This window comes from Actinacidiphila yanglinensis (assembly GCF_900107965.1).
Lineage (GTDB): Bacteria > Actinomycetota > Actinomycetes > Streptomycetales > Streptomycetaceae > Actinacidiphila > Actinacidiphila yanglinensis.
The window spans coordinates 226160-240608 of the sequence record NZ_FNVU01000004.1 but is presented as its reverse complement, the minus strand read 5'-3'; the positions used below and the strand labels follow the sequence as shown (position 1 = coordinate 240608).

Sequence of the window (14449 nt, the reverse complement as noted above, 5' to 3'; positions counted from 1 at the left end):
AGTCGCCCGCGCTATTCGTCGGCGCCCCTGAGGGCGTCATCCCGTCAGGTGCGAGCCTTCCGCCTCATCAGGCCCAGGCCCATCGTGGCAAGGCCAAGCAGGCACGCAGCACCACCCACGAACGCGTTGTTCCAGATCGTCTTGTTGATGCTGGCGTCACCCGCCACCACCCACGGAGCGATGATCGTCCACACACCGATGGCGATGGCGACCCAGCCGAGTCCGTGGGTCCGCTCCAGCACGGAGCCGTACCCCATGGCCAGGACGGCCAGCGCGAGGCCCACCACGAGATTGGTCACCCGCAGGCTGGTGATGTTGTCGAACCCCACCACCCACGGCGAGATCGCGAGGTACAGGCCCGTGAGCAGGCACAGTCCCTCGATCAGGCCGGCCATCGGTTTGTTGGACACCTCGGCATACCGGTCCCGCAGGGACATGATGTCCGGGTGTTCATCGATGGTGGAGCGCGTCGACGGAGAGGTCGGCGAGTGACTCGAATCGGTGGCCATCTAAGCCACCTCCCTTTCGCAAGAGCAGTCGCTTCTGACGCCGGATGTCCTTCGGTTCTCCATTCCGAAGCTGCCGCATCCTTACTCAGAGTAAAACTCCTGGCAGCCATTCGGCCACCCGACGCGCAACAGTTTTGCCCGCATTGACGGTTCTGTCGGGTCCCTACCCGCCCACGGCGGGTCGAACACGTGAATCGTCATCAATTGCATGATTCGCGACATTCGCCGCCGCTCCGGTGTCGCGCGCGTCCGGGGCGGCGGGTGCGGAGGGCGCCATCGGCGCCGCGTTCAGGAGGATCGCGGCGGCCTCGCGGGCGACGGACGCGGAAGTGGGATCGCGGTCCATCCGGGAGGTGATGGTGGCACCGTCGTAGAGCAGATGCAGTTGCCGGGCCAGACCCTGCGGGTCGGCGACACCGATCTCCGCGGCGAGCTCGGCGAACAGCCCCCGCAGCCGGGCGCGGTAGGCGTCCGACGCCTCCTCGACGGAACTGCCGCGCGGAGCCTCGGCGCTGGCCGCGATGAACGCGCATCCGTTGTAGTCCGGCGACGTGAACAGCTCGCCCTGCGCGTCGAAGATGCCGAGCAGCCGCTCGCGCGGATTGCGGAACCGGGTCAGCGCCCGGGCGATCCGGTCCATGCTCCGATCGCTGCGGGAGTTCAGGTAGGCCCGCACCAGGCCGTCCTTGCTGCCGAAGGTGTTGTAGAGCGACGCCTTCGCCACACCGGCGTGCTCGATGATCCGGTCGATGCCGACCGAGTGCACGCCCTCCGCGTAGAACAGCTCGTTGGCAGCCGCGAGCAGCCGGTCCCGCGCGGACGGCCTGGACCCGTGGGACGCCTTGGGCGCGTCGGCCGGTGGCTGCGGCACGGTCCTCGGCACCATCCTGATCACCCTTTCAGACAACTCTGTCTATGCTAACGCCCGCACCGCGCCCCGGGGGGCGCTTCCTAGCTTTCCTGCACGGCGCGCGGGGCGCGGCGACCCAGCAGCAGCGCGGCGAGCGCGGCCGCGGCGAGCACGATCACCGCGGCACCGTACTCCCGCACGGTGTCCAGCAGGCCGCCGCCATGGACGACCAGGACGCCGCCGATCACCGCGGGCACACCCATGCCGAGGTAGGACACCACGTACAACAGCGAGAGCACACCGGCGCGTTCGTGCGGCTGCACCAGCGGGATCACCAGGCGGATGCCGCCCTGGAAGCCGGCGCCGAAGCCGAATCCGGCGATCGCGCCGCCGACGAAGAAGCCGATCTCCGAGCCGGTACCCCCCGCGCCCGAGCCGATGGACAGCAGCGTGACGGCGACCCCGACGATCAGGGCGACCACGCCGGACACCATCACGGTGCGGGTCGGCGTCTCGCGCAGCAGCGGGACGGACAGCGCGGCGGCGCCGGCCAGGATGAACAGGCCCAGCCCGCCGTAGACCACCGAGTCGGAGTGCACCAAGCGGCTGGTGATCGCCGGGCCGAGCGAGCCGTAGAAGCCGGCCAGCGCCCAGACGGCGAAGAGCACGGGCGCGGCGACGGCGATCGCGCCGCGCGCGGCGCGGGGCAGCTTGATCTCGGGCACCATGCTGGCCAGCGCGCCCCGCTTGCGGTCCACCGGCTCCTTGAGCGCGAGCACCCCGAGCGCCTGGACGGCGAAGACGCCGAGCAGCAGGTAGTAGACGAGGTGCGTGGGCGCGGGCAGGAAGCGCACCACCAGGCCCGAGGCGAGGGCGCCCACGGCGGTCCCCACCGGCGGGGCGAAGGAGTTCGCCACCGAGCCCTTGATCCGGTCGATGTCGAGCAGGCCGGCGCCTATCGCACCGAGCGCGGCGCCGGTCGCGATGCCCTGGACGACCCGGCCGACCATCAGGACGCCGACGCCGCCGGCGGTGGCGAACACCACCATGGCGGCCGCCTGCGCGGCCAGCGCGACGAGCAGCACCGGCTTGCGGCCTATGTGGTCGGAGATCTTCCCGAAGACCAGCAGCGAGACCAGCACCGCCACCGCGTACACGCCGAAGATGACGGTCGTCGTGATCGGCGAGAAGCCCCACTCGCCCTGGTACACCGCGTAGAGCGGGGTCGGGGCGCTGGAGGCGGCGAGCAGCGACACGATGATCGAGGCGAGCAGGACGAGCGCGACGCCGGGGCGCAGGCCCTTCTGCCGCGCGACGCCCGCCCCCGGCCCGGCACCCGCGGCAACGCCGCCGCCCCCGGCCGGGGACACGGTCCCCGCGGTGCGCCTTCGACGGGCGGCGGCTTCGCTGGCCTGGGTGACGGGCATTGCTGCTCCCTCGACGATTGAACAGATCTGTCTAGTACGGCTCGGTGATAGTAGACAGACAGGTCTAATCATGTCAAGCGGAGGTTTGCCCTCCGCCCGAGCGGTGACCCGTCCGAGAGGAGCGAAAACGAAGGAACCAGCAGACGGAGGGCCAGGGGGCCGGGGGATCAGGCAGGTCGGGGGGAACAGCGGGCAACCCGCAGCAGCAAGGAGGGCGCCGTGGCCGCATCGGACACCTCGAACGGCTCGGGAACACCGGACCCGCCCGAAGGCGCGGACCGGGGTCGGCCCGGGCGGCGCGCGGCACGCGGCAGGGACCGGCGCGGCCGGCTCGCGGCGTACCGCGGCAAGCGCGACTTCACCCGCACCGCCGAGCCGCGCGGCGCCGGCGCCGGGACGGACGGCGGCCCCGTGTACGTCGTGCAGATCCACGACGCGAGCCGGACGCACTTCGACTTCCGGCTGGAGGTCGACGGCGTGCTCAAGTCGTGGGCGGTGCCGAAGGGCCCGTCGACCGACCCGCAGGACAAGCGGCTCGCGGTGCCGACCGAGGACCACCCCATGGAGTACCGGGACTTCGAGGGCGTGATCGAGGCGGGCGAGTACGGCGGCGGGACCGTGATCGTCTGGGACGCGGGCGGCTACCGGAACGTCAGCACCGACCGGTCCGGCCGCGAGATCCCCTTCGGCGAGGCACTCGCCCACGGGCACGCGTCCTTCCGGCTCACCGGCGGCAAGCTGCGCGGCCGCTGGTCGCTGACCCGCTTCCGCAAGGGCGAGGCGGGCACCGAGGACGACAGCGGCCACGCCAGGGGCGAGGCATGGCTGCTGGTCAGGTCCGCGGGGGACGGCGCGCGCGGCGGCGGCCGCGGTGCGGTGCGCCGCGACCGGGCCCGCGCACGCACCGTCGGCCGGGCCGTACAGGGCACGGAGGAGCGGTCCTCGGCGGCCGAGCTCCCCGGCGACCCCGACGGCTCCGGCGGCTCCGGCGGCGCCCGCGGCTCCGACTCCTCCGGTGGCTCCGGCAGTTCCGCCGGTTCCGGCAGCACGCACCGCTCCCGCGGCCGGGAGAACCGGGGTACCCCCGATCCGCATCTCGCCCGCAGTGCGCGGACCGGCCGGACCCTCGCACAGGTCGCCGCGGCGGGCGGTCCGACCTGGCACTCGAACCGTTGACCGGCTCCGCGGGGCGCTCCTCCGCCCGGCCCGCCGCCTCCCCGGGCGGGCGTCCCGCCTCGCTGCGGGCCGCCGCCCCGAACGTCGCACTGCGGCCGGTTCCCCCGCACCGCGGCGCGATCCCGGTCCACCCGATGCTCGCCACCCCCACCGACCGCCGTTCGTTCGACGGGCGTTGGCTCTTCGAGCGGAAACTCGACGGCGTCCGGGTACTGGCCGTACGCGACGCGGACGGCATCCGGCTGCTCTCCCGCACCGGCCGCGACGTCAGCACGACGTACCCCGAGGTGGTGGCGGCGCTGGCGGCGCAGCGGTGCACGGACTTCACCGTGGACGGGGAGGTGGTGGCACTGCGCGCGGGCCGCACCGACTTCTCGCTGCTGCAGCAGCGGATGGGGCTGACCGATCCACGGGCGGTGCGGGCCAGCCCGGTCGAGGTGCACTACTACGTCTTCGACGTGCTGGCGCTGGACGGTTGGGACACCGGCCGGGTGCCGCAGCGGACCCGCAAGGTGCTGCTGCGCGACGCGTTCGCGTACGGCGGCCCGCTGCGCTTCACCCCGCACCGCAACTACGACGGCGACACCCCCGCCCTGCTCGCCGACGCCTGCGCGCGCGGCTGGGAGGGGTTGATCGCCAAGCGCGAGGACTCCGTGTACCGGCCGCGCCGTTCGCATGACTGGCTGAAGCTGAAGTGCGCGGCGGGCCAGGAGTTCGTGGTGGGCGGCTTCACCGAGCCGGCCGGTTCCCGGATCGGCTTCGGCGCCCTGCTGCTCGGGTACCACGACGCGCACGGGGCGCTGCGCTACGCCGGGAAGGTGGGCACCGGCTACAGCGACCGGGTGCTGCGGGAGTTGCGGGAGCGGCTGGACGAGCTGGCCCGTCCCGCCTCGCCGTTCGCGGGCCCGGTGCGCGAACGGGCCGTGCACTGGGCCGAGCCGGCGCTCGTCGCGCAGGTGGCGTTCACCGAGTGGACACGGGACGGGATGCTGCGCCACCCGCGCTTCCTGGGGCTGCGCGACGACAAGGACCCGGCGGACGTGGTCCGCGAGGCGCCGCCCGGCTGACGGCCGGACGAACGGGCCGGTGGCTACAGTGGCTCGGATGTATCTGGCGAGTTGGGGCGAAGCGACAGGTCAGGGCTGGCAGCAGATCAGCGAGTTGGGGCTGGCCTTCCTGCTGTCGGCGGCGATCGGGCTGGAACGCGAGGTCCGCCAGAAGAGCGCGGGCATGCGCACCCACACGCTCGTCGGGCTGGGCTCCGCGCTGATCATGCTGGTGTCGAAGTACGGCTTCGGCGACGTGCTCGGCGGCCACACCGTGCTGGACCCGTCCCGGGTCGCGGCGCAGATCGTCTCCGGGATCGGCTTCATCGGCGGCGGGCTGATCTTCGTCCGGCAGGACGTGGTGCGCGGCCTGACCACCGCGGCCGTGGTGTGGATGACGGCGGCGATCGGCATGGCGGCGGGCGCGGGGCTGCCGGTGCTGGCGCTGGTGGTGGCCGGCGCGCACTTCCTGATCGTGCTGGGTTTCGCGCCGCTGGCCGCCCGCATTCCCGGCTCGACCCGCTCCCCCGCCTGGCTCCGGCTGGACTACGAGGACGGCCGCGGTGTGCTGCGGGCCGCGCTGGTGTCCTGCACGGACATGGGCTACAACGTCGTCGACCTGTCCGCCGAACACGACCACGACCCCGAGCACCGCGGCGAGGTCACGGTGAACCTGACGGTCCAGGGCCCCCGGCCGGTGGTGGAGCTCGCGACGGTGCTCGCGGAGATCGAGGGCGTGCACCGGGTGAGCACGACGCAGGACGACGTCATCGAGTAGCTCCCGCACGCCCCCGCAAGGCAGTTGCTTGCTCCCCGCAAGTAATATAAGTTGCTGAGGGCAAATAACAGCTTATCGGACAGGGGGCGAGGGCGACGGACACCGAGCCCGTACGCGCGAACGGCATCGTCCACGACGCCGAGGCCGTACGTGGGAGCCTCGCCCCGCACGACGCCGAGCCCGTACGCGAGGGTGCCGCGGTCGTCGCCGACGAGGTCGCGCGGCTGATGCGGCTGGTCCACGCCTGGAAGCAGCGGGTGCGTGACGAGGGGTGGGGCGACCGGCTGCTGCTGGGGCGGCTTGCCGAGTCCGGTCCGCGGCGGGCCACCGACCTCGCCGCCGACACCCTCCTCGACCTGTCCACCGTGAGCCGGCAGATCCGCTCCCTGGTCGAACGCGGCCTGGTCGAGCGGCGACCCGACCCCGAGGACGGCCGCGGCACCCTGCTGTCGGCGACCGGGCAGGGGCTCGCCGCCGTCGAGCGGTACCGCGCCCAGCGCGACCAGAAGATGGCCGAGGCGCTCGCCGCGTGGACCCACCGGGACCGGGACGAGCTCGGCCGCCTGCTCGCCCGCTTCAACGACGACCTCGCCGAGCGGCACGTACGGCCGATGTGCGCCCCCGTGCACGGCCACGGCCACGCGCACGGCCACGGGCACGGCGACCCGCAGGGCCACACCCACAGCGGTCCCCTGGGCCACGAGCGCGGCCCGGCACCCGACCCCGGGGCGGCCGCACCGGACGACGCGGCCGCCGCCGTCGCCCCCCTCCAGCTTCCGCACCACCGTCGGGCCCGTACGCCGGGTCAGATCCAGGAGAACACCTAAGTGAGCAGCAGCCGGACCACATCACCGTCAGGGGCGGCCTCCGAACCCGCCGCAGGCCCGCCCGACACCGTGGCGGGAGGACTGACCCACCGTCAGATCCTGACCATCCTCAGCGGCCTGATGCTCGGCATGTTCCTGGCCGCGCTCGACCAGACCATCGTCAGCACCGCGATCCGGACCATAGCCGACGACCTGCACGGCCTGAACCAGCAGGCGTGGACGACCACCGCCTACCTGATCACCTCGACCATCGCCACGCCGCTGTACGGCAAGCTCTCCGACATCTACGGGCGCAAGCCGTACTTCATCGCCGCGATCAGCATCTTCATCGTCGGCTCGGTCCTGTGCACCTTCTCCACCTCGATGGTGGAGCTGGCCGTCTTCCGCGCCTTCCAGGGCATCGGGGCCGGCGGTCTGATGTCCCTGGCGCTGGCGATCATCGGCGACATCGTGCCACCCCGCGAACGGGCCCGGTACCAGGGCTACATCCTCGCCGTCTTCGCGACCTCCAGCGTCGCCGGACCGCTGATCGGCGGCTTCCTGGCCGGCCAGTCCACGGTGCTGAGCATCGCCGGCTGGCGCTGGGTGTTCCTGGTCAACGTGCCGATCGGCATCGTGGGGCTGTTCGTGGTCGCCAAGGTGCTCAACGTGCCGCACACCCGGCGCAACCACCGCATCGACTGGTGGGGCGCGGTGACCATCGTGGTCGGCCTGGTGCCCCTGCTGCTCATCGCCGAGCAGGGCGAGTCGTGGGGCTGGCTGTCGGCGCGGGCGCTGCTCTGCTACGTCGTCGGCGTCGCGGGTGTGATCGCCTGGATCCTGGTCGAGCGCGCCATGGGCGACGAGGCGCTGATCCCCATGCGGCTGTTCCGCAACAACGTCTTCAGCCGCACCAGCCTGCTCAGCCTGATCGTCGGCATGGTGATGTTCGGCGGGCTGCTGATGATCCCGCAGTACCTCCAGATCGTGAAGGGCGCCAGCCCGACCAGATCCGGCCTGGAGATGCTGCCGCTGATGCTCGGCATGATGGCCGCCTCCATCAGCGCCGGCCAGGCGACCTCGCGGACCGGCCGCTACAAGATCTTCCCGGTGATCGGCACCGCGCTGATGTGCGTCTCGATGCTGCTGTTCCACTACGAGGTGCAGTGGAACACCCCGCTGCCCAAGACCATGGCGTTCATGGCGCTCATGGGCATCGGGCTCGGCCTGACCATGCAGACGCTCGTGATGTCCGTGCAGAACGCGGTGCCGCCGCAGGACATGGGCACCGCGACCGCGTCGGCGACCTTCTTCCGGCAGCTGGGCGGCACCGCGGGCACCGCGATCTTCCTGTCCGTGCTGTTCAGCACGGTCGGCGGCAAGATCACCACCGCGCTCGGCAAGGCGCAGTCGCACCCGGACTTCCAGAAGGCGCTGGCCGCGCATCCGCACGCGATCTCGCCGCAGAGCGCGAAGTCCGTGGTCACCGACTCGGCCTTCCTCAAGCACCTCGACCCCGCGCTGGCCGCTCCCTTCAAGCAGGGGTTCGCCGCCTCGATGCACCTGGTGTTCTTCATCGTCGCGGGCGTGGCCGTACTCGCGTTCCTGCTGATGCTCACCATCAAGGAGGTCCCGCTGCGGAAGCTCTCGGGCGCGCAGGCGCGCGCCCAGGCCGAGGCGGAGGCCGCCGCGGCCTCGGAGTTCTGAGCTTCGGCCACCGTCACCTTCGGTTCCCCGCGCCCCTCCGGGGTCGCGGGGAACCGTGCTCTCTGCCCCCGCGCCCGATCATGACAAGCTTGGCATGTGTGCGGACGCTTCCGTCACGTCCGCTTCCCGCCGCTCCGGGTGCGGCGACGAGCGCATCCTCGCCTTCCCGCCGGGGGCGAACCCCGCCCACCGCGTGGCGCGTCGGCGGCGAAGCCGGAGGTACGGCCGCAACCGATCCCGCCCGACAGGGCGTTGCCGGTCGCTATCATGATCCCCCGTCCGGCGCGCTCCCGAGGAACGGCGGGGCCGTACGATCCCGCCGGAGGCGCCGCGAGGCGGTGTGCGAAGACGTGCGCGGGCGCGAGCCGGCTCAGCATCGAAACCGCACATCTTCATCACAACGAATGACAGAATCGTCACGGAACGTTCCAGGTTGTCACGTAGAATGACAGGCGAGTGACAGCCGAGGAGAGCGGTACGGATGCGGTATCTGGAGCAACCCGAGTTCGGGCAACTGGTTAGCAGCCTGCGCCACGAACGCGGCCTGTCCCAGGTGGAGATCGCGGGCGCGGGTGTGTCGGCGAGCTACGTGTCGCGACTGGAGTCGGGGCACCGCGCGCCGACCGCACATGCCGTGCGCGGCCTCGCCGCCCGTCTCGGGGTGTCCGAGGACGTCTTCCGCGCCCGGTCCTCCCATGTGGCGGCGACCCTCCAGGCCGAGGGGATGTCCGCGCTGGACGACGCCCGGCCCCGGCTGGCGGTCGAGTCGCTGACCGAGGCCGCCGCCGAGGCCGAGGAAGCCACCTCGGAGGTCCTGTGGCAGGTGCTGTGGCATCTCGCCCGGGCCCACCAGCAGTTGGGCGAGCGGGCCGAGCAGCGGCGGGCGCTGGAGCGCTGCCTCGCGGCCGCCGACGGGCACGGCTCCCCGGTGCTCCAGGTCAAGGCGCTGGTCGCGCTCGCGGCGTGCGCCCAGGAGGCCGGCGGGATCGAGGAGTCGGTGGCCTTCGCGCACCGCGCGCTGACGCTCTGCGACGACCGTCGCGAGGTCTCCCGCACCGACACGGCCCGCACGCTGCTCGCGCTGGTGGCGGCCGAGACCGAGGCCGGCCGGCTCGGCGACGCCTCGCACCACGCCGACCTCGCGCGGCTCATCCCGGTGGAGGAGCTGGGACCGCTGCGCGTGCGGGTGCTGTGGGCGTCGGCGACCGTGGCGGTCCGGCAGGGTGCGGGCCGGCGCGGGCTGGAGTTGCTGGAGGAGGCGCTGGACGCCGCCGCCCGCCGGGACGACCTGCTGCTCTGGGGGCGGCTGCGGCTGGACGCGGTGGCACTGCGGCTGCGGCTGACCGGGGAGGTCACCGACCAGGTCGAGGAGTGGTACGCCGAGGCCCGCACGGTCGTCGAGTTGATCGGCGGTCGCGCGCACCGGGCCGAACTCCTCGCCGTCCAGGCCCGGATGGCGCTCGTCCGCGGCGACTGCGAGCAGGCCGCCACCCTCGCCCGGCAGGTTCTCGCCGAACCCGGCGCGCTGGACCGCCACAACCGGGCGCGCACCGAGCTGTTGCTGCACCAGGCCGAGGTCGCGCGGGGCGACGGCAGCGCGCCGATCGCCGAACTGCGCGCGATGGCGGAGCGGTTGCAGGCGGACGGGAGCCTCGACCTGGCCGCCGAGGCGTGGAAGGCGCTCGCCGACGCGCTGGCCGCCGGCGGCTGACGCCGGGAGCGCGGGGCGGGCGGGCGCCCCTTCAGCCGTGCCGCAGCGGCGCGAAGAGGTAGCACTCCATCATCAGGACGCCCTCGGCGAGGATCTCCGGGTCGCCGTCGGGATCGTCGCGGAAGGCCAGTTGGAGCACGTGGTCGCCGAGTTCGACGGCCAGCCGGGTCCTCAGCCGGGTCTCGGGGGTGTCGGCCAGGCCGTAACCGCCGGTGAGGATCGCGTGCAGGTGGTCGGCGATGCGTGCGTCGACACCGGGTCCGTCGTCCTCGGTCCAGCTGCCGGGTGGGGCGTGGAACCACACGTTGCGGTACCCCGGTTCGTGCCGGAACCGCTCGGCGTAGCGCGCGAAGAGCTCTTCCAGCAGCCGCTCGACACCGCCTTGCGGGGGCCGCGCGGCCAGTTCCTCGATCCTGGCGACGTCGGCCTCCCACCACTGCCGGACCAGCGCCCGGACGATCGCCTCCTTGTCGGGGAAGAAGCGGTAGAGCACTCCGACCGAGACGCCCGCGGCGGCGGCGATGCGGGTGGTGCCCAACTCGTCGTAGCTCACGGTCTGGAGCAGGTCGGCGGCGGTGCGCAGGATCGCCGCGTACTTCTCGCGGCTGCGCCGCTGCTGCGGTGCGCGCGCCTCCGGCGCCATGGGCTGCTCCTCGACGTCTTGACAGCGAGCCGAATCTGAATCAGATTCTCATTCATGTTACGCGGACGGACCACGGGAAAGCGACCCGGGCGCACGGCAGTTGACCCGGTACCCGCGCCGCCGCCGCTCGGGCGGCGCTTCGCGCTCGTCTGGGCGTCGGTGACGATATCGGCTCTCGGCGACGGGATGCGGTTCGTCGCGCTGCCGTTGCTGGCCAGCCGCCTCACCTCGGACCCGCGGCAGATCGCGGCGGTCGCGCTGGCCGAGCAACTGCCCTGGCTGGTGATCGGATTGCCGTCCGGCGCGCTCGCCGACCGGGTGGACCGGCGGCGCGTCCTGTGGGTCACCGACAGCTGCCGTGCGCTGGTCGCCGCGGTGCTCGCGGTCGCCGTCGCCACCGGCCGGGACTCGGTCGCGCTCCTGGTCGGCTCGGGGATCCCGCTGGGCTGCGGGCAGGCGCTCTACAACGGCGCCTGGGCGGGCATCGTGCCCGCGCTGGTGCCGCGGTCCCAGTTCGCCCGGGCCAACGCCCGCATTCTCGCGGGCGTGCTGACCGCCGAGACGCTGCTCGGCACACTGCTGGGCGCCGTGGTGTTCGGGGCGGCCGCGTCCTTGCCGTTCTTCGTCGACAGCGGGTCGTTCGGGGCCGCGGCGGGGCTGGCGCTGCTGGTCGGGGGAAGCTTCCGGCCCCGGGGCGGCGCGGGGGACCCGGAAGGCCCCGAGCCGGAACCCGAGACCGGCGGGCCCCGCGGAACCGGGGAGGCGGCCGCGGACACCGGTACGCCGTCCGCCGGGCGGACGCTCCGGCAGGATGTCGCCGAAGGGGTGCGCTGGCTGCTCCGGCACCCGACGCTGCGGCTGCTGTGCGCCGTCGCGGGGCTGCTCAACCTGGCCAACGGCGGGATGGTCGCGATCCTCGTGGTCTACGCGCGGCAGGCGGTCGGCCTGGGATCCGTCGGCTTCGCCCTCCTCGTCGCCGGGTACGCGGTCGGCGGGCTCGGCGGAACCGCCGGGGCCGCGCGGCTGACCGGGCGGTTCGGCCCGACCCGCGTCCTCCCGTGCGCGATGGCCGTGGCGGTGGCCGCCATCGCCGTGGTGAGCGGGGCGCGTTCCGCCGCGATCGCCGCCGTCGCGATCGCCGTGTTCGGCGCGGCCGATCTGCTGTGGAACGTCACGGCGGTGTCGTTGCGGCAGTCGCTCGTGCCGCACGCGATGCTCGGGCGGGTCACCATGGCCTACCAGCTCGTCACCAACGCCTCGGGGGCACTCGGCGCGCTCGGCGCGGGATACCTCGCCCACGGCCTCGGGGTCCGCGCGCCCTTCTGGTGCGCGGCCCTCGTCCTGGGCGCCGCCACCGTCATCCAGCTGCCGTTGCGCGGAGCGCAGTTCGCGACTTCCGGCACCAGATCCGAGTAGCGCGCGACCCGGTGGCCCCGGGGAGGCGGCTCCCCCGCGTACCGGGGGCCGACCGCCCCGCGCCGTAGGGCTATTCGTCGGGCTGGGGGCGGAGCAGCTGCTCCAGGAGGCGCTCGTCGGCGGCGGAGAGTTCGGAGACGAATCGGCTCAGCACGGCCGCGCGGTCGCCGACCTGGTCGAGCAGGTCGCGCATCCCGGCGGCGGCGTGGCCCGCCTCGTCGCGGACGGGTTCGTACAGGTGGGTGCGGCCGCTGGGGCGGCGGGTGAGCAGGCCCTTGGCGTGCAGCCGGGTCAGGATGGTGAGCACCGTGGTGTGGGCGGGGTCGCCGGCGAGCTGCTCGCGGACCGCGGCGGCGCTGAGCGGCTCGCCCGCCGCCCACAGCGCGGCCAGCACGGCGGCCTCCAGTTCGCCGCGGGCCCGCCGTCCGGCCGCCGGGCCGTCCGCTCCGTCGCGCACGTCGCTCGCTCCCCTCGCCGTCGGCTCGCCAAAGGACCTCACGATACTACGGAGCGGAGAGCGCCATCTCGGCCGCGGCGGCCCGTTCGGCCCGCTCGCGCGCCGCGAGCCACGTGACGAGTGCCGCGATCAGGACGGCCAGGACCAGGCTGACGGGTCCGGTGCCCCAACCGAGGCCGCCGTGCTCCCTGGACGCCCCCATCCAGTCGGCGAACGAGGCGCCGAGCGGCCGGGTCAGCACGTACGCGGCCCAGAAGGTGGCGACCGCGTTGAGCCGGAAGCCGAGCCCGGCGATGGCCGGCACCGCGATCAGCGCCGCGAACATCACGCCGGAGGAGAAGTAGCCCAGGTGCAGGCCGCCCGCGGTGAGGTCGCCGACCGCGGTGCCCAGCGCGAAGGTCGCCAGCACGGTGCCCCAGTAGAACCGCTCGCGCCGCCGGGTGCGGATGCTGTGGATCGACAAGGTGCCCTCGCTGCGGTACCAGGCGACCAGGACGACGGTCAGGATCACCGCGAAGGCGACCGTGGAGACCGCGTACGGGACACCCGCCACCACGTGCACGACGTCGGCGGCCATGGTGCCGAACACGCTCACCATGACGATCGCCGACCAGTACGTCCAGGCCGAGTAGCGGGGGGCCCGGAACTGGAGCATCAGCAGGCCGACCAGCCCGAACAACCCGATGGCGCCGGCCCCGACCGGGCCCAGGACCCGGGCGAGGAAGTCCGACGTGGTCTCGCCCATGCCGGTGGTGAGCACCTTGGTCACCCAGAACAGTGCGGTCACCTCGGGCACCTTGCTCAGCGCCGCACCCGACACCGCGCCTGCCGCGCCGCCGCTCGCGTTCCCCGCCGGTCGGCGGTGCCGGGCCGGCGCGGCGCCGCCCACCTCGGTCCCGACCGCGCCACCGCCGTGGTGTCCGGGCTGCTCCACGATGCCGCCACCTTCCTGGCGCCACGCGGCGCCCGTTCTGCCGTCTCCACGACCCATAATTGACTACAAGACTGTAGACGGTATGGCGCCGATGTGCGTTCCCGCACCTGGCTCCGCACGGTGTCGAACTCCCGCGGCCGGCCCGGTGCGGGGGACGTCAGGCGTCCCGGCGCCCGAGCAGCACCGCGGAAGCGGCCAGCGCGACCACCGCGTACACGCAGAAGACCGTGAACCCGGTCCAGGGGGCGAGCGGGTGCGCCTCGCGGGGCAGCGAGATCAGCGCCTGGCCGGCGTTGCCCGGGAGGTAGGGGCCGAACCGGTTGCCCCAGGAGGAGGGCAGCGCCTCCGCGAGCGCGGGCAGGACCAGCAGCACGCCGAAGAGCGTGGCGATGCCGCCCGCGGTGTTGCGGATCAGCGCGCCGATGGCGACGCCGAGCAGCCCGACGACCGTGAGGTACAGACCCGTGCCCAGCACCATGCGGGTCACTCCGGGGGCCGACAGCGAGGTGCCGAGGTGCCGGGAGGACAGCACGCCCTGCCCGATCAGGAAGGCGGCCAGCGCGCCGACGGTCATCAGCACCCAGGTGACCAGCGAGTACAGCGCGGCCTTGGCCCACAGCACGGGCAGCCGGCGCGGGACCGCCGCGAGTGTGGCGCGGATCATCCCCGTGGCGTACTCCCCGGTGATCACCAGGACGCCGAGCACGCCGACGGCGAGCTGGGCGAGGAAGTAGCCGCGCAGGCTGGTGAGGGCGGGGTCGAAGCCCGCCTTGTCGCCCGCGCTCATGTGCGGCCAGCGGTTGGCGGTGATCGCGCAGAACAGCGCGCCGAAGCCGATCAGCGAGACGGTCGCGGCGATCAGCGTCCAGAACGTGGACCGCAGCGTCCGGAGCTTGATCCACTCGGAGTGCAGCACCCGGCGCTGGGTGACGCGGGAGTGCACGGTGGCGGCGGGACCGGGGGCCGCAGCCGCCGGGGATGACGTCATG

Annotated in this window: 13 protein-coding genes and 1 pseudogene; 7 read left to right on the top strand and 7 right to left on the bottom strand. The window is 73.2% G+C overall.

The window, feature by feature from the left end; translation table 11 throughout:
• Nucleotides 1-44: 44 nt before the first annotated feature.
• The 3 genes from C4U44_RS10905 to C4U44_RS10895 form a co-directional block, all read right to left on the bottom strand.
• Entirely contained in the window at nucleotides 45-509 is a 465-nt protein-coding gene (locus C4U44_RS10905; protein ID WP_200823211.1) for an SPW repeat protein, read from the bottom strand.
• A gap of 163 nt (nucleotides 510-672) precedes the next feature.
• Nucleotides 673-1395 (bottom strand): TetR/AcrR family transcriptional regulator, encoded by a 723-nt coding sequence (locus tag C4U44_RS43435; protein WP_103885498.1) that lies wholly within the window; start codon nucleotides 1393-1395, stop codon nucleotides 673-675.
• 65 nt (nucleotides 1396-1460) lie between these two features.
• Entirely contained in the window at nucleotides 1461-2786 is a 1326-nt protein-coding gene (locus C4U44_RS10895) for an MFS transporter (protein ID WP_235031973.1), read from the bottom strand.
• A gap of 219 nt (nucleotides 2787-3005) precedes the next feature.
• Here C4U44_RS10895 and C4U44_RS10890 point away from each other — a divergent pair.
• The 6 genes and pseudogenes from C4U44_RS10890 to C4U44_RS10865 all read left to right on the top strand — a co-directional run.
• Nucleotides 3006-3728, top strand: a pseudogene (locus C4U44_RS10890) (DNA polymerase ligase N-terminal domain-containing protein); the annotation flags it as partial.
• Nucleotides 3729-4096: 368 nt separating this feature from the next.
• On the top strand, nucleotides 4097-5029 hold the full coding sequence (ligD, locus tag C4U44_RS10885) for a non-homologous end-joining DNA ligase (RefSeq protein ID WP_103885806.1): 933 nt from the start codon (nucleotides 4097-4099) through the stop codon (nucleotides 5027-5029).
• Between the two features lie 37 nt (nucleotides 5030-5066).
• On the top strand, nucleotides 5067-5786 hold the full coding sequence (locus C4U44_RS10880) for an MgtC/SapB family protein (RefSeq protein WP_103885497.1): 720 nt from the start codon (nucleotides 5067-5069) through the stop codon (nucleotides 5784-5786).
• Nucleotides 5787-6013: 227 nt separating this feature from the next.
• Nucleotides 6014-6613: a MarR family winged helix-turn-helix transcriptional regulator gene (locus C4U44_RS10875; RefSeq protein WP_103885496.1), complete on the top strand. Its 600-nt coding sequence runs from the start codon at nucleotides 6014-6016 to the stop codon at nucleotides 6611-6613.
• 120 nt (nucleotides 6614-6733) lie between these two features.
• Nucleotides 6734-8299 carry an MDR family MFS transporter gene (locus C4U44_RS10870; RefSeq protein ID WP_200823223.1) on the top strand — a complete coding sequence of 522 codons (1566 nt, stop codon included), beginning with the start codon at nucleotides 6734-6736 and terminating at the stop codon, nucleotides 8297-8299.
• Nucleotides 8300-8780: 481 nt separating this feature from the next.
• A complete protein-coding gene (locus C4U44_RS10865) occupies nucleotides 8781-10010 on the top strand; it encodes a helix-turn-helix domain-containing protein (RefSeq protein ID WP_103885495.1) in 1230 nt (409 codons plus the stop codon).
• 31 nt (nucleotides 10011-10041) lie between these two features.
• On the opposite strand, the gene C4U44_RS10860 is transcribed toward C4U44_RS10865, so the two are convergent.
• Entirely contained in the window at nucleotides 10042-10653 is a 612-nt protein-coding gene (locus C4U44_RS10860) for a TetR/AcrR family transcriptional regulator (RefSeq protein WP_103885494.1), read from the bottom strand.
• A 54-nt stretch (nucleotides 10654-10707) separates the two neighbouring features.
• Between C4U44_RS10860 and C4U44_RS10855 the strand changes: the two genes are divergently transcribed.
• On the top strand, nucleotides 10708-12069 hold the full coding sequence (locus C4U44_RS10855; protein ID WP_103885493.1) for an MFS transporter: 1362 nt from the start codon (nucleotides 10708-10710) through the stop codon (nucleotides 12067-12069).
• Nucleotides 12070-12139: 70 nt separating this feature from the next.
• Here the strand turns inward: C4U44_RS10855 and C4U44_RS10850 are convergent, their stop codons facing one another.
• The 3 genes from C4U44_RS10850 to C4U44_RS10840 form a co-directional block, all read right to left on the bottom strand.
• On the bottom strand, nucleotides 12140-12526 hold the full coding sequence (locus tag C4U44_RS10850) for a BlaI/MecI/CopY family transcriptional regulator (RefSeq protein ID WP_103885492.1): 387 nt from the start codon (nucleotides 12524-12526) through the stop codon (nucleotides 12140-12142).
• A 46-nt stretch (nucleotides 12527-12572) separates the two neighbouring features.
• Nucleotides 12573-13460: a COG4705 family protein gene (locus C4U44_RS10845; RefSeq protein WP_407642819.1), complete on the bottom strand. Its 888-nt coding sequence runs from the start codon at nucleotides 13458-13460 to the stop codon at nucleotides 12573-12575.
• A 157-nt stretch (nucleotides 13461-13617) separates the two neighbouring features.
• Entirely contained in the window at nucleotides 13618-14448 is an 831-nt protein-coding gene (locus C4U44_RS10840; protein WP_103885804.1) for an ABC transporter permease subunit, read from the bottom strand.
• Nucleotide 14449: the final 1 nt, after the last annotated feature.

Coding starts and splice junctions, on each gene's coding strand:
- C4U44_RS10905 (WP_200823211.1), bottom strand. CDS start 509: ATGGCCACCGATTCGAGTCACTCGCCGACCTCTCCGTCGACGCGCTCC.
- C4U44_RS43435 (WP_103885498.1), bottom strand. CDS start 1,395: ATGGTGCCGAGGACCGTGCCGCAGCCACCGGCCGACGCGCCCAAGGCG.
- C4U44_RS10895 (WP_235031973.1), bottom strand. CDS start 2,786: ATGCCCGTCACCCAGGCCAGCGAAGCCGCCGCCCGTCGAAGGCGCACC.
- ligD (WP_103885806.1), top strand. CDS start 4,097: ATGCTCGCCACCCCCACCGACCGCCGTTCGTTCGACGGGCGTTGGCTC.
- C4U44_RS10880 (WP_103885497.1), top strand. CDS start 5,067: ATGTATCTGGCGAGTTGGGGCGAAGCGACAGGTCAGGGCTGGCAGCAG.
- C4U44_RS10875 (WP_103885496.1), top strand. CDS start 6,014: ATGCGGCTGGTCCACGCCTGGAAGCAGCGGGTGCGTGACGAGGGGTGG.
- C4U44_RS10870 (WP_200823223.1), top strand. CDS start 6,734: ATGCTCGGCATGTTCCTGGCCGCGCTCGACCAGACCATCGTCAGCACC.
- C4U44_RS10865 (WP_103885495.1), top strand. CDS start 8,781: ATGCGGTATCTGGAGCAACCCGAGTTCGGGCAACTGGTTAGCAGCCTG.
- C4U44_RS10860 (WP_103885494.1), bottom strand. CDS start 10,653: ATGGCGCCGGAGGCGCGCGCACCGCAGCAGCGGCGCAGCCGCGAGAAG.
- C4U44_RS10855 (WP_103885493.1), top strand. CDS start 10,708: ATGTTACGCGGACGGACCACGGGAAAGCGACCCGGGCGCACGGCAGTT.
- C4U44_RS10840 (WP_103885804.1), bottom strand. CDS start 14,448: ATGACGTCATCCCCGGCGGCTGCGGCCCCCGGTCCCGCCGCCACCGTG.